This is a genomic window from Ramlibacter sp. (assembly GCF_028291745.1).
Taxonomy (GTDB): domain Bacteria; phylum Pseudomonadota; class Gammaproteobacteria; order Burkholderiales; family Burkholderiaceae_C; genus Ramlibacter.
The window spans coordinates 1-23,650 of record NZ_JAQGNQ010000106.1 but is presented as its reverse complement, the minus strand read 5'-3'; the positions used below and the strand labels follow the sequence as shown (position 1 = coordinate 23,650).

The following is a 23,650-nucleotide window of genomic DNA, read 5'->3' as shown; positions in this document are numbered from 1 at the left end:
GGGGAGGCCACGAGCATAGCCGCTGCGCAAATCGCTTCCGGCGCCCCCCTGGAACCCACCTAGAATGTGCCCATCTAATGCTGTGACTGCACAGGAGAGCGAGCAATGAGAGACCCCATCCAGACCATTCCTTCCTATGGCTATGGCAGCGCGCTGTCCACGGAGCAGCGCAACAAGGTGATGCGCAACACCTATTGGCTGCTGGCCCTGAGCCTGGTGCCCACGGTGCTGGGCGCGTGGCTTGGCGTGGCCACCGGCATCACCAGCCGCCTGCAAGGCGGGCTGGGCCTGATCGTCTTCATGGGCGGCGCCTTCGGCTTCATGTACGCGATCCAGAAGACCAAGGACTCCGCCGCGGGCGTGGGCGTGCTGCTGGCATTCACCTTCTTCATGGGCCTGATGCTTTCGCGATTGATCGCGATGGTGCTTGGCTTCAAGAACGGCACCGGCCTGGTGATGACGGCCTTCGGCGGGACCGCCGGCGTGTTCTTCGTGATGGCCACGCTGGCCACGGTGATCAAGCGCGATCTGTCGGGCATGAGCAAGTGGCTGTTTGCCGGCGCGCTGGTGATCGTGGTGGGCGGCATCGTCAACGTCTTCGTCGGCTCCACCATGGGCTTCCTGGTGATCAGCACCCTGGCGATCGGCGTCTTCAGCCTGTACATGCTGTACGACCTCAAGCAGATCATCGACGGCGGCGAGACCAACTACATCAACGCCACGCTGATGCTGTACCTGGACCTGTTCAACGTGTTCCAGAGTTTGCTGGCGCTGCTGGGGTTGACGGCGGGCGAGGAATAAGCGCTCCCCCCGGACAAACAAAGGCCCTGCGGGGCCTTTTGCTTTTGGCGGCCGCTTCGAGGCTCCAAGCTTGCGTTGTCCGCGCTGCGCCAGCACGCCGCGATGCTATCGTCGCCGCGTCTGGCGCTTGACGCCATTCGCAGTCGGAACGACTGCCTGCAACCAGATCACCTCGGAAGTCGTTCGCGGTTTCCGGGGGCTCTCCTTTCCAGCCGGGTCACATCGTCCTGTGTGCGCTTTCCCGCGAGAGCGCAGACGGGGCGATGTGCCCGGTTCCAGACAGGAGAGTCCCATGCATGCAAGCAAGGCCAACAGCCGGAAGGGCCCTGCCCTGCTGGCGAAAGCGGGAGTCACCTTGGCCGAGGCCAAGTGGTTCTACCGCCATCAACGAAGCGGCGCGAGCGCAAGCGACCCGGCCCGCCTGGAGGCTATCCGGCGCAAGGTGTCGTCTTTCCTGGCGCAGTAAGCACAGCGGCCGGGCTGCGGCATGGCTGGCCAGGCAAGGCGGCGCGCCGCAGGATGACCGATGAAACGAACGAGTGCAGGCCTCGCGACCTGCACTCGCTTCCGGCGGCATCGCTCCAGAAGCGGGCCTCAGCTCCTGCGGTTTCCCAGATCGAAGATGGACGTAATCGGGCGCTGCGCCTTGCGAGAGCGTACGGCCGGCCGCTCCGCTGCGTCGGCCTCGAGGCTGCAGACGTTCTCGACCCAGTAAGGGTCGGCCCAGCCCGCCTCTTCCTCTTCCGCGACCAGTTCCCGGTGCACGAGCGCGAGGTCACGATGGCGCGAGAGCCGCTCGCGCGCCGCCCACGCGCGGCGCAGCCACAGCATGCCCGTCCAGGTCAGGCTCACCAGGCTGTTCCTGCCCACCACGTCGTCATCGGGCTCAGGCGCATCGGCGTCTTCCCCGGGAAAATTGACGATGTGGACCAGCAACATGCGCTCCATCGCGCGCAGTGCCTGCCGAAGGTGCTTCTTGCGTTTGGGCAGGCTGGCCAGTCCCGTGATCTTGCGGCTCAATTCCTCGAACCAGTACCGCAAGTGGCGCGACTTCGACATCACGCTGCTCGACCGGTATGCCGCCATCGTCACCAGCAAGCTCGCGGGCCTCGATGCCACCATGCAGCAGACGATCGATCGGCTGCAGAAGCTGCTGGAGCAAAGCGGGCAGCAGGGCGACCTGACGCTGTGGCCCACGAAGTACGTGACGGACGTTCCCATCATCGCCGCCCAGGCGCGAGCGTATCTCGCAGTGCTGCAGAAGATGGATCGCGTGTACACCCTCACGGGCACCGCCAACCTGCTGGGCGTGATCGACTCGACCCAGCGTGCCCAGGCCGAATTGCAGGCGAAGCGCGCTGTGCGCGCCTTCCGCTCCATCCTGCAGACGGAGGTGACGCGCCTCTACCGCGAGGCCGAACGCATCATGGGCCAGCAGCGCCAGCTCGGAAAAGCAGACCCTGCGATCGCCGAGGTCGTGCAACAGCAGCAGCAGGACATCGCAGAATTCGAGCAGGGTAGGCAGCGCGAGGCGCAGGAGGATGCATCTTCCGAACTTGCGAGCACGGCGGGCTCCGACGCTTGCGCCGTGCTGGCGGCCTGAGGGCTGTGCTTCCTCGCCGGCCGCCGGGCGTGCTCAAACCTGCGGCCGGTTCTCCGCCTTGAGGTACGGCCGCCCGAACAAGCGCGCCATCCCGAGCGAGTGCCAGGTCTGGATCGCCGCGGCGGCTGGCGACTGGGCGGCCCAGGTGTTGGTGAGCGCCAGGTACACGGTGGGGGCGTCCAGTGCCTCGTTCAGCAGATACAGCACGGGCATGTACTCCTCGACGCAGAAGATCACGGCAGCGCGGTCGCCCTGCCCCATGGCCAGCATGTTGTTCGCCGTCCAGTCGGCCACGAAGCTGCCGTCGTTGCGCCATGGCTTCCACAAGGACACAGGTGCCGGCTGGCGGGCGATCGCCGTGGCGGTGCGGCCGTCCGGATAGAAGGCGACCGCCGCGTTGAACAGGCGCTTGCCGGGCGCTGGGATGTCCATGCCCACGATGTGCGTGCGCCCCGAGCGACGCGCGTCGCGCAGCAGCTCGAGCTCCAACACGGGGTACATCGCGGGCTCGTACCGACCGATGATGCTCTCGGGCCAGGCCAAGCTGGCACCCTGCTGCTCGTGTGCCATCGCGCCCATGCGCTGCATCCGCATGAGGGCGTCGTCCTGCCCGCGCAGGCGCCCCCACTGCGTACGTTGCGGCTGGATGCCATGTGCAGCCGTGCCGGTTGGCGGCGGTTCGCCCAGCAGCACGCCGGCCGCGCAAAGCAGCGCGAGCAGGCCGACGAAAGCGGTGCTCCGTAACACGGGTGTCGCAATGGCCGTGGCTGCACACAGGGCGAGGCTCGGCAGCGCCAGCGCGAATGCAACGCCGCCCCAGCCCGCTCCGGGCAACAGATAGCCCGCACCAATCACGGGATGCCCGGGCACTGCGATGCCGGCGGCGAGGGCAAGGAGCCAGGCTGCGGTGATCGCGAGGCAGCGCACTGCGATGCGCCGGGATGCGGTCCAACCGAAGGCCCACACACAGCCGCTCAGGAGGCCGTACGCCAGCACCGCCGCCGCCCCGATCACCACCTGGTCGTCGAACCACGCCGCGATGAAGGAGGCGCTGAACCTCAGGACGGCGATCGCATACCCCGCGGCAAAACAGAAGGCCTGCAGGCGACTGCGGCTGAATGCAAGCACCACCGGCAGGACCAGGGCGAGCACAGGCACCCTGCCCTCGCCCCAGGCGGCAACCCCGAGCAGGACGCCCGCCGCACATCCAGCCAAGGCACGCCGCCAGGGCGAGGAGGCCGGTGGCGCGCGGTTCACGGCTGCGCGCGCTTGCCGTCCTCCTTGCGCGCGACCGTGTCGACGCGGCCCTCGACCTGCGCACCCAGGTAGGACCGGATCGCGCCCGCCTTGATGTTGGCGCGTGCGCGCAGGCTCTGCGTCAGGAAGGCTTCTCCCGCCACCTCGAGCTCGCTCGGCTCGTTCGCGCAGCGCGGAGCGATGGTGCCGAACAGGTAGGCTTCGCCGTCGCCGCTGATCCTGCCGGCGATCACGCCCTCGGGCATCAGCACCAGCGGGCCGCCGACGATATCGATCTCACCCTCGATGCGGCCCTCCACCATCAGACCGCCCTGCCAATGAAAGACGCCGGACTGCCGGCACCCGGCTGCCACGCGGTTGACGATGTTCATCGCCTGCGGATCGATCACGATCGTCTCGATGTCGATTTCCTCAGTCAAGGCTGTACTCCCTGCCGGATGTGAAGACCTTCCCCAGGCCGCCGTCGATGGCGCGGATCGTGTCGCCCCCGGGAAGTGGGTCGCCGACGTGGAACTGCTGCGGCAGGCGCGTGCGGGGATCGGTGAACACGGCGAACCTGCTGTCCGGCGTGATCGCAATGAGTCCGCCTCCCGGCGCGGCGGGCGGCTTGGCCCCGTCCTTGCTGGCGGTAGCTCGCGCGAGGGCCGCGGACTGCGTGACGGCAATGAGCGGCCGCGCGGGGGGCGGTGCATCCGCGAGGACGCCGCTTTCCGCGCGCGTGCCTGGCTCGTCGAGGACTACCGCGCGAGGCGCTGAGTCGTCCTGCGCCGGCTGGTTTTGCATTGGCGTTTGCGCCTTCGCCCCGGAGGGGGCGCGTTCCCTGCTGCGCGGCGGGGGCGAGCCACGCGGAGGCGGCGCTGATCGCGTGGCGACAGGCGCCGGCGCTGCAATGATTGCCGGCGGCAAGAACGGCAGCGGCGGGGTGGCCGCATCCGCCTCGGTGGGCAGCACGGCCACTGGTTCGATGGGCATGTCGGCGCTTGCAGCACGCGGCGCGGCGACATAGGCAATCGCCACCATGCGCACCACGGGTGCACTGAATGTGGCGGGGTGAATCGGCAGTCCCACCGACTGCCGTGGCCTGGACTGCAGAAGAGTGCCGGCAAGTACCACGCCCACGAGGAGCGTAGCGACGGCGGCGGCCAAGAGAACTTGCCATTGCCAGGGCCACCGCGCCGCACCCTGAAGCGCCGTCCTCCAAGCTGCGGCATCCGTCCCCGGGACGGCCGTGGACGAAGCAGCGCGCCCTAGTACTACCCGCCGCCCCAGCACGAGCGCTCTCGAGTCGCCCACCACCAGCGGCGTGATGGGAAGGTCCCTGAGACCGTCGTCCTCCATGAAAGGCGAGTGCGGCAATGCTGATGCGTGCGCCATGCGTGTTCTTCCTCCAGCAAGCCTAGCCGGGAGCTGCCCGTATGACGCGCAGTCAACGAAGTGCTCAGGACCTGTTGGCGTGCGGCCGATGAACGGTCAGGAAGCTGGCTTGCGTCAAAGGCGAGGAGCAAGGAAGTGCCGCAACACGCTATCGCGGCGTCGGTTGCCAACCGCTGGGGCCTGGATTCAGGACGCCTTGCGATTCTTCGCAGGTGCGGCCTGGTGGAGGACCTCCTCGAGTTGCTCCCCGATCTGCGGGTGGTACTCGGCAACGTACTTCTGCCCCTCGGTGGCGCGTTTGCGCCAGCCGGCCCCTCGCGACATCAGGTCCTCCGCGGCCGCCTTGAGGGCATTGGGTGAGCGCAGCAGCCCGTATTCGACGAGGGCCGAGACCTGGCCTGCGTCCTTCTGGATCTTGGTGCGGAAGGCCTCTTCACGCTCACCCATGATCACGAGCTTGTGCAAGGCGTAGCGCATGGGCGAGGGGATGTTCACGAGTACCACCTGCTCGTTGGAGAGCAGTGCGGTCTGCGTGGTGTGCTCCAGCGAGAACTCCATGAACTTCAGCGGCTGCAGGCGCACGTTGAGCGGCTCGTACAGGTAGGCGTCGTCCTTGCGGCCTGCCGTGGTGAGGAGGTCGACGCGGATGTCCTTCCTGGCCGTGATGTACGTGGCACCCGGGCCAGAGGCAAGCGACTGCTGCGGCAGCAGGCCCATCTCGAGGGAGGTGATGGCGTCGTGCATGTCGGCCTTGGCGTTTTCCGCCAGCGCCAGGGAGACGTTCTTGCCTGCGTGTGCCACGTCCACGTCGTTGGTGCGCCAGCCACTCTTCCACCGCACACCGAGCATGTTGCCCATCGCGATGAAGGCGTGCGTTCCGATCAGGACCCCGCCAGCGCGGAAGAACCCATGCTCGGCCATCCGGTTGATCACCTCGAAGTGCTGGGGGATCACCGTAGCGCAACCGAGGGCGACGCAGGCGGCGGCGAGCGACGCCTGGTCGGCAGCCAGCGGTGGCGTCCCGTCGCGATGCATCTGCACGAGCTTTCGCACGCGCTCGTCATCAGGCCCGAGGTAGACCTGCCGGTTGACGCCCTGCAGGTCGCGAACCTGCCAGTACCAATACTCCCGGCCCTTGATGACCTTCTTGTTGAAGGAGCCTGGAAGATCCCGGACCGATCGGTCGAATGCGGCAGCCTGGACCTGCTCGAACAGCTCGGCGAAGTTCGTCTGCGCGGAGGCGGACAGGTTGGCGAAGAGGTGGCTTGGCCCGGGCACGGAAAGTTATACTGCGACTGATTACGGCTGCAGTATATCGCGAGTTATACTGCAAATCCAGTCGTTTGCAGTATAGAGGCGCCAGCGGGTGCCGGTGCGGCGCGTTGGGTTGCTCACCGTGCCGCAAAGCCGGTCCGTGATTCATTGAGTGCACCAGTTCACGGAGCCGCAGTGGGACTTGGGCCTTGACAGCATAAGGTCACGCGTGTGCCGCGGCCGGCTGGCGGCATCGCTGCGGGGCATGGGGGGCGGATTGTGGGGCACATCCACGTCGAATCAGGTGAGGTGAGCGCCGGAGCGCCCCCACCCCAGCCCGCCCCCGGAGGGGGAGGGAGCAAGACCCAATGAAAAGCGCCGCGGGTGCGGCGCTTCTTTCACTGGCGAGCAAGCCTCAGTGATGCTGCGGCGGCGTCACTTCCCAGTGCTGCATCACGCGCTCGTGGCCGTCCACGCTCTCCAGCCGCACGCGGAAGCCCCACAGGCGGGCGACGTGCTTCACTACTTCCTCGGCGCCGTTATCCAGCGGTCTGTCCGCGTTGCGGACGTGGCGCAGCGTGAGCGAGCGGTCGCCGCGGGCATTGACGTTCCACACCTGGATGTTCGGCTCGCGCCAGCTCAGGTCGTGCTGCCGCGAGAGCGACTCGCGCAGGCGCCGATAGCCGTTGTCGTCGTGGATGGCGGCGACCTCGAGTTCGGATTGCGCGGCGTCATCGAGCACGGCAAACAGGCGCAGGTCTCGCATCAGCTTGGGCGACAGGTACTGGCCGATGAAGCTTTCGTCCTTGAAGTGCCGCATCGCGTAATCGAGCGTCTTGATCCAGTCGCTGCCCGCGATGTCGGGGAACCACTTGCGGTCTTCGTCCGTCGGCTTCTCGCAGATGCGGCGCAGGTCCGTGAACATCGAAAAGCCCAGCGCGTAGGGATTGATGCCGCTGTAGGCCGGGTGCGTGATCGGCGGCTGGAACACCACGTTGGTGTGCGAGCTCAGGATCTCCATCATGTAGCCGTCGGAGAGCTGGCCCTCGTCGTACATGGCGTTCAGCAGCGTGTAGTGCCAGAACGTGGCCCAGCCCTCGTTCATCACCTGCGTCTGCCGCTGCGGATAGAAGTACTGCGCCACCTTGCGCACGATGCGCACGATCTCGCGTTGCCACGGCTCCAGCAGCGGCGCGTTCTTCTCGATGAAGTACAGGATGTTTTCCTGCGGCTCCTCGGGGAAGCGCCGCGTCTTCTTCTCGGCGGCCTTGCCCGCCTTGGTGGGCAGCGTGCGCCACAGGTCGTTCACCTGCTGCTGCAGGTAGGCCTCGCGGTCCTTGCGGCGGTTTTCTTCCTCCATCATGGAGATCTTCTGCGGCCGGCGATAACGGTCGACGCCGTAATTCATCAGCGCATGGCAGGCGTCCAGCACCTGCTCCACGGCCTCGATGCCATGGCGCTCCTCGCATTCGGAGACGAAGCTCTTGGCGTACACCAGGTAGTCGATGATCGAGCTGGCGTCCGTCCACATGCGGAACAGGTAATTGCCCTTGAAGAAGGAGTTGTGGCCGAAGCAGGCATGCGCTATCACCAGCGCCTGCATCGGCATCGTGTTCTCCTCCATGAGGTAGGCGATGCACGGATCGGAGTTGATCACGATCTCGTAGGCCAGGCCCATGTGGCCGCGGCGGTAGCTCTTCTCGCTCTGGATGAAGTGCTTGCCGTAGGACCAGTGGCGGTAGTTCACCGGCATGCCGACGGAGGCATACGCATCGAGCATCTGCTCCGCGGTGATCAGTTCCAGTTGCGTCGGATAGGTGTCCAGGCCGAAGCGTTCGGCGGTGCGCCGGATCGCCTGGAAGTAGGTTTCGATCAGCTCGAAGTTCCAGTCGGACGGACTGGGCAGGCGCTTGCGCGGCTCCTGCTTCGCATCGGCGGGGGTCAACAATGCTTCCATCATGCGGCCTGCGGAGTTTTCTTGAACAGGTCCCGGAACACCGGGAAGATCTGCGAGGGCGTGACGATCTTCTGCATCGCGAAGTGCTGGTTGGCGTCACGCACGCGCGTGTATTCCTCCCAGAGGTTCTGGTCCTCGTCGGCCACCTGCACGTAGGCGTAGTAGCGCACCAGCGGCAGGATCTTGTGGTCCAGCAACTCGCGGCACTTGGAGGAGTCCTGCTGCCAGTTGTCGCCGTCCGAGGCCTGCGCCCCGTAGATGTTCCACTCGCTGCCCATGTAGCGGGCGCGGATGATCTCGTTCATCAGCGTCAAGGCCGAAGAGACCACGGTGCCGCCGCTTTCGGTGGCATGGAAGAACTCGTCTTCGGTCACTTCCGCGGCCTGCGTGTGGTGGCGGATGAACACCACCTCGGTCTTTTCGTAGTGACGCGATAAAAACAGGTACAGCAGGATGAAGAAGCGCTTGGCCAGGTCCTTGCGCGATTCGTCCATCGAGCCGGAGACGTCCATCAGGCAGAACATCACCGCCTTGCTGGTGGGCATCGGCTCCTTGACGCGATTGCGATAGCGCAGGTCGAACGGGTCGAGGAAGGGAACGCGCTTCATGCGCTGGCGCAATTCGGCGACTTCCTTGCGCAGCAACTCCAGGTCGGACGGTGATGCACTGCCGTCCTTTTCCTTCTCTTCGAGCTGCTCCACGGCACGGCGCAGTTCGATGCGCGAGTCGCCGCCCATGGCAATGCGCCGCGCCAGGCCCGTGCGCATGGAGCGCACGATGTGCAGGCTGGTGGGATTGCCTTGAGAGACATAGCCGGCGCGACGGTACTTCCATTCGGGCACGTCGGCCAGCAGCTGCGTGCGGATCATTCGGGGCAGCGCCAGGTCGTCGAAGAAGTAGTTCATGAACTCTTCGCGGCTGATGCGGAAGACGAAGTCGTCCTCGCCCTGCCCGTCCTGCGAAGCGCCCGGCCCGCCCGAGCCGCCACCGCCCCCACCCTGCGGCCGCTGGATGCGGTCGCCGCGGATGTATTCCTGGTTGCCCGGGTGCACCAGTTCGCGGCTGCCGCCGGGCGCGTGCCCGAAGGTCGGCTCGGACACGTCCCGCTTGGGCAGGGTGATGTCCGCGCCTTCCTCGATGTCGCGGATGCCGCGGTCGCCGACCGCCTTGCGCACCGCCTCCTTGATCTGCTCGCGATAACGGCGCAGAAAGCGCTCGCGATTGCCGATCGACTTGTTCTTGCCCGAGAGGCGGCGGTCTATGACCTGGTGGAGCATGGACCGCTCGCCACCACTTCTGTTGCTCACTGGGCGGTCCTTCCTCTGTTCAAGTGCTGGCCCGGCGCTATCAGGAGCTCTTGCGCACGCGCAGGTACCACTCGCAAAGCAGGCGGACCTGCCGGCGCGTGTAGCCCTTTTCGACCATGCGGTTCACGAAGTCCTCGTGCTTCTTGGCCTCGTCGGCCGAAGCCTTGGCATTGAAGCTGATCACCGGCAGCAGTTCCTCGGTGTTCGAGAACATCTTCTTCTCGATCACCGTGCGCAGCTTCTCGTAGCTCGTCCACACCGGATTCTTGCCCGCGTTGTTGGCCCGCGCCCGCAACACGAAGTTGACGATCTCGTTGCGGAAGTCCTTCGGATTGCTCAGGCCCGCCGGCTTCTCGATCTTTTCCAGTTCGGCGTTCAGCGCCGAGCGGTCGAAGATCTCGCCGGTATCGGTGTCGCGGAACTCCTGGTCCTGGATCCAGAAGTCGGCGTACGTGACATAGCGGTCGAAGATGTTCTGGCCGTATTCCGAATAGGACTCGAGGTACGCCGTCTGGATTTCCTTGCCGATGAATTCCGCGTAGCGGGCGGCCAGGTGTTCCTTGATGTAGGAGAGGTACTTCTGCTCGGTCTCGGCCGGGAACTGCTCGCGCTCGATCTGCTGCTCGAGCACGTACATCAGGTGCACGGGGTTGGCCGCCACTTCGTCGGAGCCGAAGTTGAAGACCTTGGAGATGATCTTGAAGGCGAAGCGCGTCGAGATGCCGTTCATGCCCTCGTCGACGCCGGCGTAGTCGCGGTACTCCTGGTAGCTCTTGGCCTTGGGGTCCGTGTCCTTGAGGTTCTCTCCGTCGTAGATCAGCATCTTGGAGAAGATGCTGGAATTCTCCGGATCCTTCAGGCGGGTAAGCACGGAGAACTGCGCCATCATCTTCAGCGTGCCGGGCGCGCACACGGCGTCCTGCAGCGAGGAGTTCTGGATCAGCTTCTCGTAGATCTTGACTTCTTCGGTGACGCGCAGGCAGTAAGGCACCTTGACCACGTAGATGCGATCGAGGAAAGCCTCGTTGTTCTTGTTGTTCTTGAAAGCCTTCCACTCGCTCTCGTTGGAGTGGGCCATCACGATGCCGTCGAAAGGAATCGCGCCGAAGCCTTCCGTGCCCTTGAAGTTGGCTTCCTGCGTCGCCGTGAGCAATGGGTGCAGCACCTTGATCGGCGCCTTGAACATTTCGACGAATTCGAGCAGACCCTGGTTGGCCAGGCACAGGCCACCGGAATAGCTGTAGGCATCGGGGTCGTCCTGCGCGAAGCTTTCGAGCTTGCGGATGTCGACCTTGCCGACCAGCGAGCTGATGTCCTGGTTGTTCTCGTCGCCCGGCTCGGTCTTGGCGATGCCGATCTGCTTGAGGATCGACGGATAGCGCTTGACGACCCGAAACTTGCGGATGTCGCCGCCGAATTCTTCCAGGCGCTTGACGGCCCACGGCGACATGATGCGCTGAGTGTAGCGCCGCGGAATGCCGAATTGCTGTTCGAGCAGCGGGCCGTCTTCGTCGTTGCTGAACAAACCCAGCGGCGATTCGTTGACCGGCGAGTTCTTCAATGCATAGAAGGGCACCTGCTCCATCAACTGCTTGAGCCTTTCGGCGATGGACGACTTGCCGCCGCCCACCGGGCCCAGCAGATACAGGATCTGCTTCTTTTCTTCCAGGCCCTGCGCGGCATGGCGGAAGTGCGAGACGACCTGTTCGATCGGCTCTTCGAGTCCGTAGAAATCCTTGAATGCGGGGTAGCTGCGAATCACCTTGTTGCCGAAGATCCGCGACAGACGCTGGTCGTGCCGCGTGTCGACCATTTCCGGCTCGCCGATGGCGGCCAGCATGCGCTCGGCGGCCGTCGCATACGTCAGCGGCTCCCGTTTGCAGAGGTCGAGGTATTCCTCGATCGACAACTCTTCCTCTCGCTTGGTTTCATAACGCGTGAGGAAATTGCGGACGACGTCCATGAAGCCTCCTTCGTTTGCGCACTGTCAGCCCCTGTCAGTGCGCTGTCACTGTACTCCGACGACGGCGTTCTGCCTGAACGGTCAATGTAGGCCAAACGCCGACTTCACTGTAGGTGAACGGTAGATAAAAACAAGAGGCGCGAGTTGCTAGGGGAATACGAGATTCGCGTGTAAACGACACCGGCGCGAGGGGGTCAGCGCGTGCGCGTGACCTTCTTCAGGTGCGGGGGGCTGTCAGGGTCGTTGCCTCGTTCGCGTGCAAGCGCTTCGACCATCGGATAGAAGCTCTGGATCGCACACACGGGATCGAGCTCGGCGACCGCGCTTTGCACCAGCGGCAGGTTCGCATCGGGCGTGCCGGCGGGCGCCGCAAGCAAGACGTGCGCACCACGTTCGCGCATGGTGCGTGCGAGCTCCAGCAGGCCTTGCTGCGCCGGCCCCCGCGGCGCGAAAATCAGGAGCGGATAGCCCTCCCCGATCAGCCGCATCGGCCCGTGCTGGATCTCGGCGCCCGAGAAGGCCTCGGCCTGGATGCCGCAGGTCTCCTTGAACTTCAGCGCCGCTTCCATCGCCACCGGCAAGCCGAGGCCGCGGCCGATCACGAAAAGGCGGTCCGCCTCCTGTAGGACGGCAAGTGCAGCTGACCAATCGGCGCGCACCGCTTGCTCCATCGCCTGCGGCAACTCTTGCAAGGCAGCGAACAAGGCTGCATCATCCTGCCAGGCTTGCGTGAAGCGCGCACCCGCGACCAGTTGCGCGATGAAACTCTTGGTCGCGGCCACGCTCTTTTCCGGCCCGCAATGCAGCGGGAACAACCACTCCGCGGCTTGCGCCAGCGGCGATTCAGGGTCGTTGACAAAAGCACAGGTCAGCGCGCCGCAGTTGCGAAAGTATTGCGTCGGGCCGACCAGGTCCGGGCTCTGGCCCGATTGCGAAAAGCCAAGCGATGCCAGGCCGGTGCAGCGGATCTTCGACTGGTACAGGGTGATCAGCGACATCGGCATCGAGGTCACCAGCCGGCCGAGCCGCGCCATCACCAGGTAGGCCGCGTAGTGCGCCGCGTGGTCGGAGCTGCCGCGGGCGATCGTCAGCAGCGAGGCCGGGGGCTGAGCGCGCAGGCGCTCGCCAAAGGCTTGCCAGCGATCGCCGTCCGCGGCCAGCTGGCGGGCGACGGCGGCCGGCGCCTCGCGCGCCTCATCGAGCATGCGCGACATCGGAGACTCCTCCCTGGATGTAGACGTCCTGCACCTGCAGGTCGCGATCGAGCACGGCCACGTCGGCCCACGCGCCCACGGTCAAGCGGCCGCGGTCCGCCAGGCCGAGGAAATCGGCTGCATTCGTGGCGACACGGCGCGCCGCATCCAGCAAAGGCACGCCGATCGCATCGACAAGATTGCGCAGCGCGCGGTCCATGGTGAGCGTGGAGCCGGCCAGCGTGCCGTCGGCCAGCCGCACACCGCCCAGGCACTTGGTGACGGGCTGGCGACCCAGCTTGTATTCGCCATCCGGCATGCCGGTGGCGGCGGTCGAATCGGTGACGCAATAAAGGCAGGGGATGCTGCGCAGCGCGGCGCGGATCGCGCCCGGATGCACGTGCAGCAAATCGGGAATGATCTCGGCGAACTCCGCGTGCGCCAGCGCCGCGCCCACCATGCCGGGCATGCGGTGGTGCAGCGGCGTCATCGCGTTGAACAGGTGCGTGAAGCCGCGCGCGCCGCGTGCCAGCGCCGCCACGCCGTCCTCGTAGGTGCCCAGCGTGTGGCCGATCTGCACGCGAAAGCCGGCGGCCACGAGCTGCGCAATCGCATCGAGGTTGCCGGGCACTTCGGGGGCCAACGTCAGCAGGCGGATCGGCGCCAGCGCATGCAACTCCTGCAATTCGGGCAAGGACACGGGTCGCACGAAATCGGGTTGCGCACCGAGCTTGCCGCGATTGATGTAAGGGCCTTCGAGGTGCATGCCCAGCACGCGCGCAGCGCCGGGCTGCGGACGTTCGCACAAGGCACTCACCGCGGCGAACGCTTCACGCAGGTCCTCGATCGGCGCGGTCATCGTGGTGGCCAGCAGCGCGGTGGTGCCGTGCTCGGCGTGCTTGCGCGCCACCTGCAGCGCGGCGTCGCCGCCTTCCATGATGTCGCGGCCGGCGCCGCCATGCACGTGCAGGTCGATGAAGCCGGGCAACAGCAGCGGCGCGCCGGGTTCGCGGGCGCGTTGCGGAGCTAGCGGCGTGCCTTCGATGCCGGCAATGCGGCCGTCGTCGGCGATGCGCAGCACGCCCTGCAGAAGCCCCTCGGGCGTGACGATGCGGCCGGTCAGCGTACGGCTCACACGGCCTCTTGCGCGGCGGGCTGCGCGAGCCGGCGCGCCAGCATCAGGGCGCCCTCCGCCGCACCGGCTTGCGCGGGGATGATGCGGCTGCGCACGAACGGGCGCATGCGGGCGGCCAACCGCTCGCCGATGCTGCCGCTGATGGCCAGCGGCAGGCGACCACGCGGGTCGATGGCCAGGGCCAGTTCCTCGAGCGCATCGACGGCTTGCTGCAGCAGTCCGGCGGCGGCGGGATCGCGGTCCTCGCATTCGAAGACGGCGCGCGCGAGCTGCGCGAACTCGAATTGACCGGCGTTGCCGCACCATTCCTGCAGGGTCTCGCGGTCGTCGCCGCAATGCATCCACACGCGCCGCGCCAGCGCGCTGGCGTTGACCCGGCCGTCGAAGGCAGCCAGGCCATGCCGCACCGCCAGCAGGCCGAGCCAGCCACCGCTGCCTTCGTCATCCACGCGAAATCCCCATCCGCCCACTGTAGCGCGACTGCCGTCGGCGCGGAGCGCTTCGGCGATGCTGCCGGTGCCGGCGATGAGGATGGCGCCCGGCCGCCCGCCGTGCGCGCCCATGAGCATGGTGAAGGAATCGGTCTCGGCCTCGAGCTGCGCGAAGCCCGGGTCGCCGCAGAGGAAGGCGTCACGCCACGGCCCGTGGCTGACTCCGGAAATACCGGCCGCAACAACACATCGGTTCCACGATGGCGCCGCAATGCCGGCCGCCGCGAAGCCGTCGCGGATCGCGGCAAGCACGTTGTCCCAGGCTTGCGCGACGCCCTGTTGCAGCGCAGACGGACCTGCCTGGCCGGTGGCCACCATGTCGCCGCGGCTGCGGTGGATGAGCGCGCGGGTCCCGCTGCCGCCACCGTCCACGCCGATGAGGTAGTCCACCATCAGATAGGTCCCCTCCCTCCGCTGGCATCAGGCTGCGTCATCCCTGGTTTGAACAAAGGTGCGCCGGGGAGTTGCAGCGCGTGGAGTGCGATTGCGCCCCGTCAGCCTGTCGGAGGCTTCCGACTTCGTGGACTCGGATTCACGCAAGGCCCAGCAGGCGCACTGCGTTGCCCTTCAGGATGCCCGGCATCACCTCCGGCTTGAAGCCGGCCTCCTCGAAATCCTTCATCCAGCGCTCCGGCGTGATCAGCGGATAGTCGCTGCCGAACAGGATGCGGTCCTTCAGCAGCGTGTTGGCGTACTGCACCAGCTGCTTGGGGAAGTACTTCGGGCTCCAGCCCGAGAGGTCGATCCACACGTTGGGTTTGTGCGTCGCGACCGAGAGCGCCTCGTCCTGCCACGGGAAGCTGGGATGCGCCATCACGATCTGCATGTCGGGGAAGTCGATCGCCACGTCGTCCAGGTGCATCGGGTTGCTGTACTCCAGCCGCAGGCCACCGCCGCAACGCATGCCGGAACCGATGCCGCTATGGCCGGTATGGAAGATCGCCGGCAGCTTGTGCGCGTTGATCACCTCGTAGATCGGCCAGGCCATCTTGTCGTACGGGTGGTAGCCCTGCACCGTGGGATGGAACTTGAAACCCTTGACGCCTTCCTTCTCGATCAGGCGCTCGGCCTCGCGCGCGCCCATCTTCCCCTTGTGCGGATCGATGCTGGCGAAGGCGCACATCATGTCGCTGTTCTCGCGCGCCGCCTGGGCGATCTCCTCGTTCGGGATGCGGCGGCGACCGAGCTTGGACTCGCTGTCCACCGTGAACATCACGAGCCCGATCCTGCGCTCGCGGTAATACGCGATGGTCTCGGCAATGGTCGGCCGGCGGCTGGAGCGGAAGTACTTGTCGGCGGCGCGGTCGTACTCCTCGCCGTAGTTGTCGAAGGGATTCCAGCAGCTCACTTCGGCATGCGTGTGGACGTCGATCGCGATCAGGTTGGCGTGGTCCATGGCGGGGCTTGTCTCCTGGCTTGCGCGTGGTACCTAGGGTAAGTCCTAGGGCGGCTTTGGTTGATATCGTTATTGTTTATAACAATAATTCTCCCACTCCGCAAACCTCCATGACCACCCACCCAGACCTCCAGTTGGACATCGACGGCGACCTCGCCGTCGTGCGCCTGAACCGCCCTGCCAAGCGCAACGCGTTGTCCGACGGCCTGGTGCTCGCCGTGCGCGACGCCTTCCAGACCCTGCCTGCCACGGTGCGTGCCGCCGTGCTCGCTGGCGCGGGCGACCACTTCTGCGCGGGGCTCGACCTGTCGGAGTTGAAGGAGCGGGACGCCGGCGCGGGCCTGCATCATTCGCGCATGTGGCACGCGGCGCTGGAACAAGTGCAGTACGGCCCGGTGCCGGTGATTGCGGCGCTGCACGGCGCGGTGGTCGGCGGCGGTCTCGAACTCGCCGCGGCCTGCCACATCCGCGTGGCCGACGACACCACCTTCTACGCGCTGCCCGAGGGCGCGCGCGGCATCTTCGTGGGCGGCGGTGGCGCGGTGCGCATCCCGCGCCTGATCGGCGCCGCGCGCATGGCGGACATGATGATGACCGGCCGCGTCTACCAGGCCGAAGAAGGCGAGCGCGCCGGCTTCGCGCAGTACCTGGTGCCGGCCGGCACGGCGTTCGACAGGGCGGTGGAAATCGCGCGCCGCGTGGCGCAGAACGCGCCGCTGACCAACTACGCGCTGATGCACGCCTTGCCCCGCATCGCCGAACAACCCGCCGACCAGGGGTTCCTCACCGAAGCGTTGATGGCGGCGATCGCGCAGAGCGCACCCGAGGCGAAGCAGCGCGTGCGCGACTTCCTCGAAGGCCGCGCCGCCAAGATCGGCAAGAGCTGAGACGAGGCACACCATGACGGCCCCACAGCCCGCCCGCTATCGCAGCCTGGAGTTTGGTGTCACCCGCGCGCTGGTGCGCGAGGGCGAGGGCGGCATCGCCTACCTGCGCGCCGACCAGCAACTGCAGCCGCACGCGGCGCGCATGACGGATCGCCTCGTGCACTGGGCGGAGACGGCGCCCGATCGCGTGTTCATCGCGCGCCGCCGCAAGCTGGCCGACGGCGGCACCGGCGACTGGATCACGGTCACCTATCGGCAGGCGGTGGAGAACGCGCGCCGCGTCGGCCAGGCGCTGCTCGATCGCGGCCTGGGGCCGGACCGGCCGGTGGCGATCCTGTGCGAGAACGGGCTGGAGCACGCACTGATCGCGCTGGCCTGCCTCTATGTGGGCGTGCCTTATTCGCCCGTGTCCTGCGCCTATTCGACCATCAGCAAGGACTACGACAAGCTGCGCCACGTGCTGCAGACGCTGACGCCGGGCCTCGTCTACGCCACCGACTCGCGCTATGCCCAGGCGATCGCGGCCACCGTGCCGGCGGACACCGAGGTGGTCGTGGGCGAACTGCACCCGGCGCAGCCAGACGATGTGCAGGCCTTCGGCCGCGCGGTGACGCCGCTCACCTCGCTGCTGGCCACCACGCCGACCGAGGCGGTGGAGCGCGCCATGCAGGCGACCGGCCCGGACACCATCACCAAATTTCTCTTCACCTCGGGTTCCACCAAGCTGCCCAAGGCCGTGATCAACACGCACGGCATGTGGTGCGCCAACCAGCAGCAGATGCGGCAGTCGATGCCGGTGCTGGCGCAGGAGCCGCCGGTGCTGGTCGACTGGCTGCCCTGGAACCACACCTTCGGCGGCAACCACAACGTCGGCCTCGTGATCTACAACGGCGGCACCCTCTACGTGGACGATGGCAAGCCGACCCCGGCGCTGATGGCCGAGACGCTGCGCAACCTGCGCGAGATCGCGCCGACGGTGTACTTCAACGTGCCGACCGGCTTCGAGGCCATCGCGCATGCCATGAAGGCCGACCCCATCCTGCGCCGCAACCTGCTCTCGCGACTGCGCATGTTCTTCTACTCGGGCGCCGCGCTGGCGCAGCCGGTGTGGGACCTGCTGCACGAGGTGCAGGAGGCGGAGATCGGCGAGCGCATCGTGATGGGCACGGGCCTGGGCATGACCGAGTCGTCGCCGTTCGCGATCTTCATCACCAGCCCCGACGTGAAGTCCGGCTACCTGGGCCTGCCCTGCGCCGGCATGGAGCTGAAGCTGGTGCCCGTCGACGGCAAGACCGAGGTGCGCTACAAGGGCCCGAACATCACGCCCGGCTACTGGCGCAATCCGCAAGCGACCCAGGAGTGCTTCGACGAGGAAGGCTTCCTGTCCACCGGCGACGCCGTGCTGTGGATCGATGCAGCCAATCCGAATCTCGGCCTGAAATTCGACGGCCGCATTGCCGAAGACTTCAAGCTTGCCACCGGCACCTTCGTCAGCGTCGGCCCGCTGCGCGCGAAGCTCATCGCCGCCGGCGCACCCTACGTGCAGGACGCGGTGATCACCGGCATCAACCGCAACGAGGTCGGCGCCCTGCTGTTCCCCACGCCCAAGATCCGCCAGCTCGCGCCGCACCTGGGCGCCGACGTGCCGCTGAAGGAAGTGCTGGAAAGCGCCGCCGTGGAGGACCACTTCGAGGACCTGCTGGACGCGCTGGCGAAGCAGGCCACGGGCAGCGCCAACCGCGTGGCACGGCTGTACCTGCTGTACGAGCCGCCGTCGATCGACAAGGGCGAAGTCACGGACAAGGGCTCGATCAACCAACGCGCCGTGCTCAAGCACCGCGACGCGCTGGTGCAGGCGTTTCACGACGACCTGCTGCCCTTCACGCTCAAGCCGACCAAGGAGAACGCATGAATATCCAGGGACAGGCCGCGCTGGTCACGGGCGGCGCGTCCGGACTGGGCGAGGCCACCGCGCGCGAACTCGCGCGCCTGGGGGCCAAGGTCGCCGTCCTCGACCTCAATCTCGCACAGGCCGAGAAGGTCGCCGCCGACATCGACGAGCAATATGGAAACGGCTGCGCCGTGGCCTGCCAGTGCGACATCACCAATGCCCAGAGCATGGCCGCGGCCATCGCCAAGGCCGCCGACCAGCACGGGCCCGCCCGCATCCTGATGAACATCGCCGGCATCGGCTCGGCCAAGCGCGTCGTGCAGAAGGACGGCAGCGCCGCGCCGCTGGAAGACTTCGCGCGCGTCGTCAACATCAACCTGGTCGGCACGTACAACGCAAGCCGCCTGTTTGCCGCGGCCTGCGCCAGGCTCGATCCGCTGGAAGACGGCGAGCGCGGCGTCATGATGTTCACCGCCTCGGTGGCCGCCTTCGATGGCCAGGTGGGCCAGCAGGCCTACAGCGCGTCCAAGGGCGGGCTGGTCGGGATGACGCTGCCGATGGCGCGCGACCTGGCCCAGCACGGCATCCGCGTGTGCACGGTGGCTCCCGGCCTGTTCGCCACACCGCTGATGCAGCAATTGCCCGAGGCCGTGCAGGAGTCGCTGGCCAGGTCCATTCCTTTCCCGCAGCGCCTGGGCAAGCCCGAGGAATTCGCGCAGCTCGCTGCCCACATCGTCACCAACTCGCACCTCAATGGCGAAGTGATTCGCCTGGACGGCGCGCTGCGCATGGCGCCGCGCTGAGCTCAATAGTGTTGGGGACAGTGCAGCGCGGCCAGTGGCCGCTTCTGGCCAGTCCCGCAAGGAAATAGTGTTGGGGACAGTGCAGCGCGGCCAGTGGCCGCTTCTGGCCAGTCCCGCAAGGTCATTGGTTTAACCCCGGAGACAACAAAGATGAAAATCGTACGTTCCCTGATCGCCGCCGCGGTGGCCCTGTCGGCCGCCGGCGTGGCGCTTGCCGACATCAACGTCGGCGTGGTGATCTCGCTCACCGGCCCCGGCTCGGGCCTGGGCATCCCCACTCAGAACCAGCTGAAGCTGTTCCCCAAGGAAATCGCCGGCGAGAAGGTCAACCTGATCGTGCTGGACGACGCCTCCGATCCGGGCAAGGGCGTGAGCAACACGCGCCGCCTGATCACCGAGGACCACGTCGACGTGATCTTCGGCTCGGTGCTGACCCCTGTGGCCGGCGCGATGGCACCGGTGGCGGCGGAGAACAAGACGCTGCAGATCGCTGCTTCGCCGGTGGGCGTGCCCCCGGGCCAGGACCACTGGCTGTTCCGCCTGCCGCAGGGCAACGAGGTCATGGCGCATGCCATGTTCCAGCACATGAAGAAGCAGGGCGTCAAGACCATCGGCTTCCTGGGCTACACCGACGCCTACGGCGAGCTGTGGCTCAAGGCGGCAACGGCCCAAGCCGAGAAAGACGGGATGAAGATTGTCGGGGTCGAGCGCTTCGCCCGCACTGATACCAGCGTCACCGCCCAGGCCCTGAAGCTCACCTCCGCCAATCCGGACGCCATGCTGGTGGTCGCTTCCGGCTCCGGCGCGGCCATGCCGGAAAAGGCCATCGTCGAACGCGGGTACAAGGGCAAGATCTACCAGACCCACGCAGCGGCCACGCCGGACCTGATGCGCATCGGCGGCAAGGACGTCGAAGGCACGTATGTGGTTTCGGGTCCCGCATTCGTGGGCGACACCCTGCCGGAGAACCACCCCTCCAAGAAGGTCGCCACGGACTTCGTCACCCGGTACGACAAGGCCTACGGCGCCGGTTCGCGCAGCCAGTTCGCGGGGCATGCCTACGACTTCGCGATCGTCATGGAGAAGATCGTTCCGGTGGCGCTGAAGAAGGCCAAGCCGGGCACGCCCGAGTTCCGCAGCGCCCTGCGCGACGCGATGGAGACCATGGGTCGCACCATCTTCGCCCACGGCGTGATGAACTGGAGCAAGGACGACCACTGGGGCTATACCAACGACACCGGCGTGATGCTGGAAGTGAAGGACGGCAAGTTCGTGGTCGCGAAGTAGTCTCCTGACTACCCCCTCCCCCGGAAGGGGAGGGAGAAAGAACAGATCTTCCATGGACCTCTCCATCGCCGGCATCCTCGCGCTCGACGGCCTGACCAATGGCGCGGTCTATGCGCTGCTGGCCCTGGCCACCGTGCTCGTGTTCGCGGTCACCCGCGTGATCTTCATTCCGCAAGGCGAGTTCGTCGCCTTCGGTGCGCTCACGCTGGCGCTGTTCCAGGCCGGCAAGGTGCCGGGCACGGTGTGGTTCCTGCTGGTGCTGGCCGTGCTTGCGGCCATTGGCGACCTGATCCACGGCGTGCGGCATCACCTGGCGCCCCGGCGCGTTGCGTTGCAGATGCTGCGCACGGTGGCGTGGCCCGTGATCGCCTCGGCCATCGCCATCTGGGCCGCACCACGCGGACTGCCGCTACCGCTGCAGGCGCTGCTGACGCTGGCGCTGGTCACGCCCTTCGGCTCGCTGATCTACCGGCTCGCCTACGAGTCGCTGGCCGATGCGTCCGTGCTGGTGCTGCTGATCGTCTCCGTCGGCGTGCACTTCGCCCTCGTCGGACTGGGACTGTTGTTCTTCGGGGCCGAGGGCTTTCGCAACCCGAGCTTCTGGGACAGCCGCTTTTCCGCCGGGCCGCTCGCGCTGACCGGCCAGACCGTGATCATCTTCGTCGCCTCGATCGCCCTGATCGTTCTGCTGTACCTGTTCTTCGAGCGCACGCTGACCGGCAAGGCCTTGCGCGCCACCGCGGTGAACCGCGCGGGCGCTCGCCTCATGGGTATTTCCTCCAGCGGCGCGGGCCGCCTCGCCTTCATGATGGCGGCGCTGATCGGCGCGCTGTCGGGACTGCTGATCGGCCCGACCACCACGGTCTTCTACGACAGCGGCTTCCTGATCGGGTTGAAGGGCTTCGTCGCCGCGGTGTTCGCGGGCCTTTCGAGCTATCCGCTGGCACTGGTCGGCGCCTTGGGTGTCGGCCTGCTGGAAAGCTTCGGCTCCTACTGGGCCAGCGCCTTCAAGGAGGTGATCGTGTTCTCCGCGATCCTGCCGGTGCTGCTGTGGCGCTCACTCGCGGATCCGCACGCGGAGGAACATTGATGGCACCCGTTCCCACCGCGACGACGCCGGTCGAGACCACCATCACCGAGGTGCGTCCTGCGCCCACGGCATCTTCGCTGCGCCGCTTCGCCTTCCCGCTGTTCGCGCTCGTGATGCTGGTGCTGCCGGCCCTGCCCGTGCCGGACTTCTGGATTTCGCAGAGCAACTACATCGGCCTCTATGCACTGGTCGCCCTCGGCCTCGTGCTGCTGACCGGCGTGGCGGGACTGATCTCCTTCGGCCAGGCGGCCTTCGTCGGCGTCGGTGCCTACACGGCCGCCTACATGACGGTGACGCTGGCCGCCTCGCCCTGGCTGGCACTGGTGGTCGGCATCGCGCTGGCGGTGATCGCGGCGCTGGTGCTGGGCGCAATCACGCTGCGCATGTCCGGCCACTACCTGCCGCTGGCCACCATCGCGTGGGGGCTGGCGCTGTACTACACCATGGGCAACATGGAGTTCCTGGGCAAGTACGACGGCATCCTGGGCGTGCCCACGCTCACCCTCTTCGGCCAGGACCTCGGCACCGGCCGTGGCCTGCACGTGGTGATCTGGGCCTTTGCGCTGCTGGCCGCCTGGGCCTGCAGCAACCTGCTCGACTCGCGACCGGGCCGGGCGATCCGGGCGCTGAAGAGCGGGGCCACCATGGCCGAGGCCATGGGCATCTCCACCTTCCGCTACAAGCTGGTGGCCTTCGTGCTGGCCGCGGTGTTGGCGGCCATCTCGGGCTGGCTGTTCGCCTTCTTCCAGCGCACCGTGAATCCCTCGCCTTTTGCGATCAGCAAGGGCATCGAATACCTGTTCATGGTGGTGCTGGGCGGCGTCTCGCATGTGTGGGGTGCCTTCCTGGGCGCTGGCGTGGTGAAGCTCACCGAAGACCAGTTGCAGGTGCTGCTGCCGCGATGGATCGGCACCAGCGGCAACTTCGAAGGGATCGTGTTCGGCATCGTGCTGATCGCCGTGCTGAAGTACGCGCCCGAGGGCCTGTGGACTTTCGTGCAGCGACGCCTGCCGCGCAGCGACCGCCGGCGCGACTGGGAGGGCGCGGCGCCGCTGCCGGCGCGCGAAAAACCGGCGCGCGGCGAGCCGCTGCTGCAGGTGGAAGCCGTGCGCAAGCAGTTCGGCGGTCTGGTCGCGGTGAACGACGTGAGCTTCTCGATTGCCGCCGGCGACATCGTCGGCCTGATCGGGCCCAACGGCGCTGGCAAGTCGACGACCTTCAACCTGATCACCGGCGTGCTCTCGCTCACCAGCGGCCAGGTGCGCTGGCGCGGCGAGTCGATCGGCGGCCTGCCCTCGCGGCAGATTGCCCGGCGCGGCATTTCGCGCACCTTCCAGCACGTGAAGATGATTCCCGAGATGACCGTGCTGGAGAACGTCGCCCTCGGTGGCTACCTGCGCGGATCCAGCGGCATCGCCCGTGCCATGCTGCGTGCCGATCGCGCCGAAGAAAAGCGCCTGTTCGCCGAGGCCGAGCGCCAGCTCGCGCGTATCGGCATGGCCGACCGCATGCACGAACTCGGGGGCAACCTGGCGCTCGGTCCGCAACGCCTGATGGAAATTGCGCGCGCGCTGTGCACCGACCCCGCGCTGCTGCTGCTGGACGAGCCCGCCGCCGGCCTGCGCCACAAGGAGAAGCAGGCGCTGGCCGCCGTGCTGCGCCAGCTGAAGGGCGAAGGCATGAGCCTGCTGCTGGTCGAACACGACATGGAATTCGTGATGGGCCTGACCGACCGCATCGTGGTGATGGAGTTCGGCACGCGCCTGATGGAAGGCACGCCGGCGCAAGTGCAGGCCAGCCCGCAAGTGCGCGCGGCTTACCTCGGGACGGAACACTAGGGAAGGTCTGAACAACTCGAAATCGCGAGTCGCACGTCCTGGCGCGATTCGCGGAAACTCGATGAATTCATGATCTTGTGAGACGTCCCGCGCCATTTTGAGCGCCTTTCGGCGCCTTTATGC

The 23,650-nt window shown here is 66.7% G+C and carries 21 protein-coding genes; 9 read left to right on the top strand and 12 right to left on the bottom strand.

The annotated features are described in order from the left end of the window. Positions 1-105: 105 nt before the first annotated feature. Together JWP60_RS19840 and JWP60_RS19835 are read left to right on the top strand one after the other, a co-directional pair. Complete coding sequence (locus JWP60_RS19840; protein WP_299795198.1) at positions 106-801, top strand: Bax inhibitor-1 family protein; 696 nt, start codon at positions 106-108, stop codon at positions 799-801. A 292-nt stretch (positions 802-1,093) separates the two neighbouring features. Further along, the gene (locus JWP60_RS19835; RefSeq protein WP_299795197.1) at positions 1,094-1,267 is read left to right on the top strand and encodes a hypothetical protein; all 174 of its coding nucleotides are present in this window, start codon (positions 1,094-1,096) and stop codon (positions 1,265-1,267) included. A gap of 128 nt (positions 1,268-1,395) precedes the next feature. Here JWP60_RS19835 and JWP60_RS19830 read toward each other — a convergent pair whose 3' ends face one another. Continuing rightward, positions 1,396-1,821 carry a hypothetical protein gene (locus JWP60_RS19830; protein WP_299795196.1) on the bottom strand — a complete coding sequence of 142 codons (426 nt, stop codon included), beginning with the start codon at positions 1,819-1,821 and terminating at the stop codon, positions 1,396-1,398. Here JWP60_RS19830 and JWP60_RS19825 point away from each other — a divergent pair. Next, positions 1,811-2,404, top strand: a complete 594-nt coding sequence (locus JWP60_RS19825) for a hypothetical protein (RefSeq protein ID WP_299795195.1) — start codon at positions 1,811-1,813, stop codon at positions 2,402-2,404. The two genes, JWP60_RS19830 and JWP60_RS19825, sit on opposite strands and share 11 nt — an antisense overlap. 33 nt (positions 2,405-2,437) lie before the next feature. Here the strand turns inward: JWP60_RS19825 and JWP60_RS19820 are convergent, their stop codons facing one another. From JWP60_RS19820 to JWP60_RS19770, 11 genes are all read right to left on the bottom strand, one after another. Then, positions 2,438-3,556, bottom strand: coding sequence for a hypothetical protein (locus tag JWP60_RS19820; RefSeq protein WP_299795193.1), 1,119 nt, complete (start codon positions 3,554-3,556; stop codon positions 2,438-2,440). Positions 3,557-3,657: 101 nt separating this feature from the next. After that, a complete protein-coding gene (locus JWP60_RS19815) occupies positions 3,658-4,080 on the bottom strand; it encodes a polymer-forming cytoskeletal protein (RefSeq protein WP_299795191.1) in 423 nt (140 codons plus the stop codon). Beyond that, complete coding sequence (locus JWP60_RS19810; RefSeq protein ID WP_299795189.1) at positions 4,073-4,807, bottom strand: hypothetical protein; 735 nt, start codon at positions 4,805-4,807, stop codon at positions 4,073-4,075. The genes JWP60_RS19815 and JWP60_RS19810 overlap by 8 nt, the downstream gene beginning before the upstream one ends. Before the next feature lie 414 nt (positions 4,808-5,221). Further along, the gene (locus JWP60_RS19805; protein ID WP_299795187.1) at positions 5,222-6,313 is read right to left on the bottom strand and encodes a nucleotidyltransferase domain-containing protein; all 1,092 of its coding nucleotides are present in this window, start codon (positions 6,311-6,313) and stop codon (positions 5,222-5,224) included. Between the two features lie 391 nt (positions 6,314-6,704). After that, a complete protein-coding gene (locus JWP60_RS19800) occupies positions 6,705-8,249 on the bottom strand; it encodes a SpoVR family protein (RefSeq protein ID WP_299795185.1) in 1,545 nt (514 codons plus the stop codon). Beyond that, on the bottom strand, positions 8,246-9,523 hold the full coding sequence (locus JWP60_RS19795) for a YeaH/YhbH family protein (protein ID WP_299795245.1): 1,278 nt from the start codon (positions 9,521-9,523) through the stop codon (positions 8,246-8,248). Before JWP60_RS19795 ends, JWP60_RS19800 begins: the two co-directional genes overlap by 4 nt. Positions 9,524-9,593: 70 nt before the next feature. Further along, on the bottom strand, positions 9,594-11,516 hold the full coding sequence (locus tag JWP60_RS19790; protein ID WP_299795183.1) for a PrkA family serine protein kinase: 1,923 nt from the start codon (positions 11,514-11,516) through the stop codon (positions 9,594-9,596). 194 nt (positions 11,517-11,710) lie between these two features. Then, a complete protein-coding gene (locus tag JWP60_RS19785) occupies positions 11,711-12,721 on the bottom strand; it encodes an SIS domain-containing protein (RefSeq protein ID WP_299795243.1) in 1,011 nt (336 codons plus the stop codon). Then, a complete protein-coding gene (nagA, locus tag JWP60_RS19780; protein WP_299795181.1) occupies positions 12,711-13,844 on the bottom strand; it encodes an N-acetylglucosamine-6-phosphate deacetylase in 1,134 nt (377 codons plus the stop codon). Before nagA ends, JWP60_RS19785 begins: the two co-directional genes overlap by 11 nt. Next, entirely contained in the window at positions 13,841-14,728 is an 888-nt protein-coding gene (locus JWP60_RS19775; protein ID WP_299795179.1) for a BadF/BadG/BcrA/BcrD ATPase family protein, read from the bottom strand. The genes nagA and JWP60_RS19775 overlap by 4 nt, the downstream gene beginning before the upstream one ends. Before the next feature lie 139 nt (positions 14,729-14,867). Next, complete coding sequence (locus tag JWP60_RS19770) at positions 14,868-15,731, bottom strand: amidohydrolase family protein (protein WP_299795177.1); 864 nt, start codon at positions 15,729-15,731, stop codon at positions 14,868-14,870. Between the two features lie 110 nt (positions 15,732-15,841). On the opposite strand from JWP60_RS19770, the gene JWP60_RS19765 reads away from it, so the two are divergent. The 6 genes from JWP60_RS19765 to JWP60_RS19740 all read left to right on the top strand — a co-directional run bounded on the left by JWP60_RS19765 (position 15,842) and on the right by JWP60_RS19740 (position 23,527). Further along, positions 15,842-16,618 (top strand): crotonase/enoyl-CoA hydratase family protein, encoded by a 777-nt coding sequence (locus tag JWP60_RS19765; protein WP_299795175.1) that lies wholly within the window; start codon positions 15,842-15,844, stop codon positions 16,616-16,618. 13 nt (positions 16,619-16,631) lie between these two features. Continuing rightward, positions 16,632-18,530 (top strand): feruloyl-CoA synthase, encoded by a 1,899-nt coding sequence (locus tag JWP60_RS19760; RefSeq protein ID WP_299795173.1) that lies wholly within the window; start codon positions 16,632-16,634, stop codon positions 18,528-18,530. After that, positions 18,527-19,312, top strand: coding sequence for an SDR family NAD(P)-dependent oxidoreductase (locus JWP60_RS19755; RefSeq protein WP_299795171.1), 786 nt, complete (start codon positions 18,527-18,529; stop codon positions 19,310-19,312). Before JWP60_RS19760 ends, JWP60_RS19755 begins: the two co-directional genes overlap by 4 nt. A 150-nt stretch (positions 19,313-19,462) precedes the next feature. Beyond that, on the top strand, positions 19,463-20,599 hold the full coding sequence (locus JWP60_RS19750) for an ABC transporter substrate-binding protein (protein WP_299795169.1): 1,137 nt from the start codon (positions 19,463-19,465) through the stop codon (positions 20,597-20,599). 52 nt (positions 20,600-20,651) lie between these two features. Further along, complete coding sequence (locus tag JWP60_RS19745) at positions 20,652-21,689, top strand: branched-chain amino acid ABC transporter permease (RefSeq protein ID WP_299795167.1); 1,038 nt, start codon at positions 20,652-20,654, stop codon at positions 21,687-21,689. A 113-nt stretch (positions 21,690-21,802) separates the two neighbouring features. Beyond that, entirely contained in the window at positions 21,803-23,527 is a 1,725-nt protein-coding gene (locus JWP60_RS19740) for a branched-chain amino acid ABC transporter ATP-binding protein/permease (RefSeq protein ID WP_299795241.1), read from the top strand. The last annotated feature ends 123 nt before the right edge of the window (positions 23,528-23,650 follow it).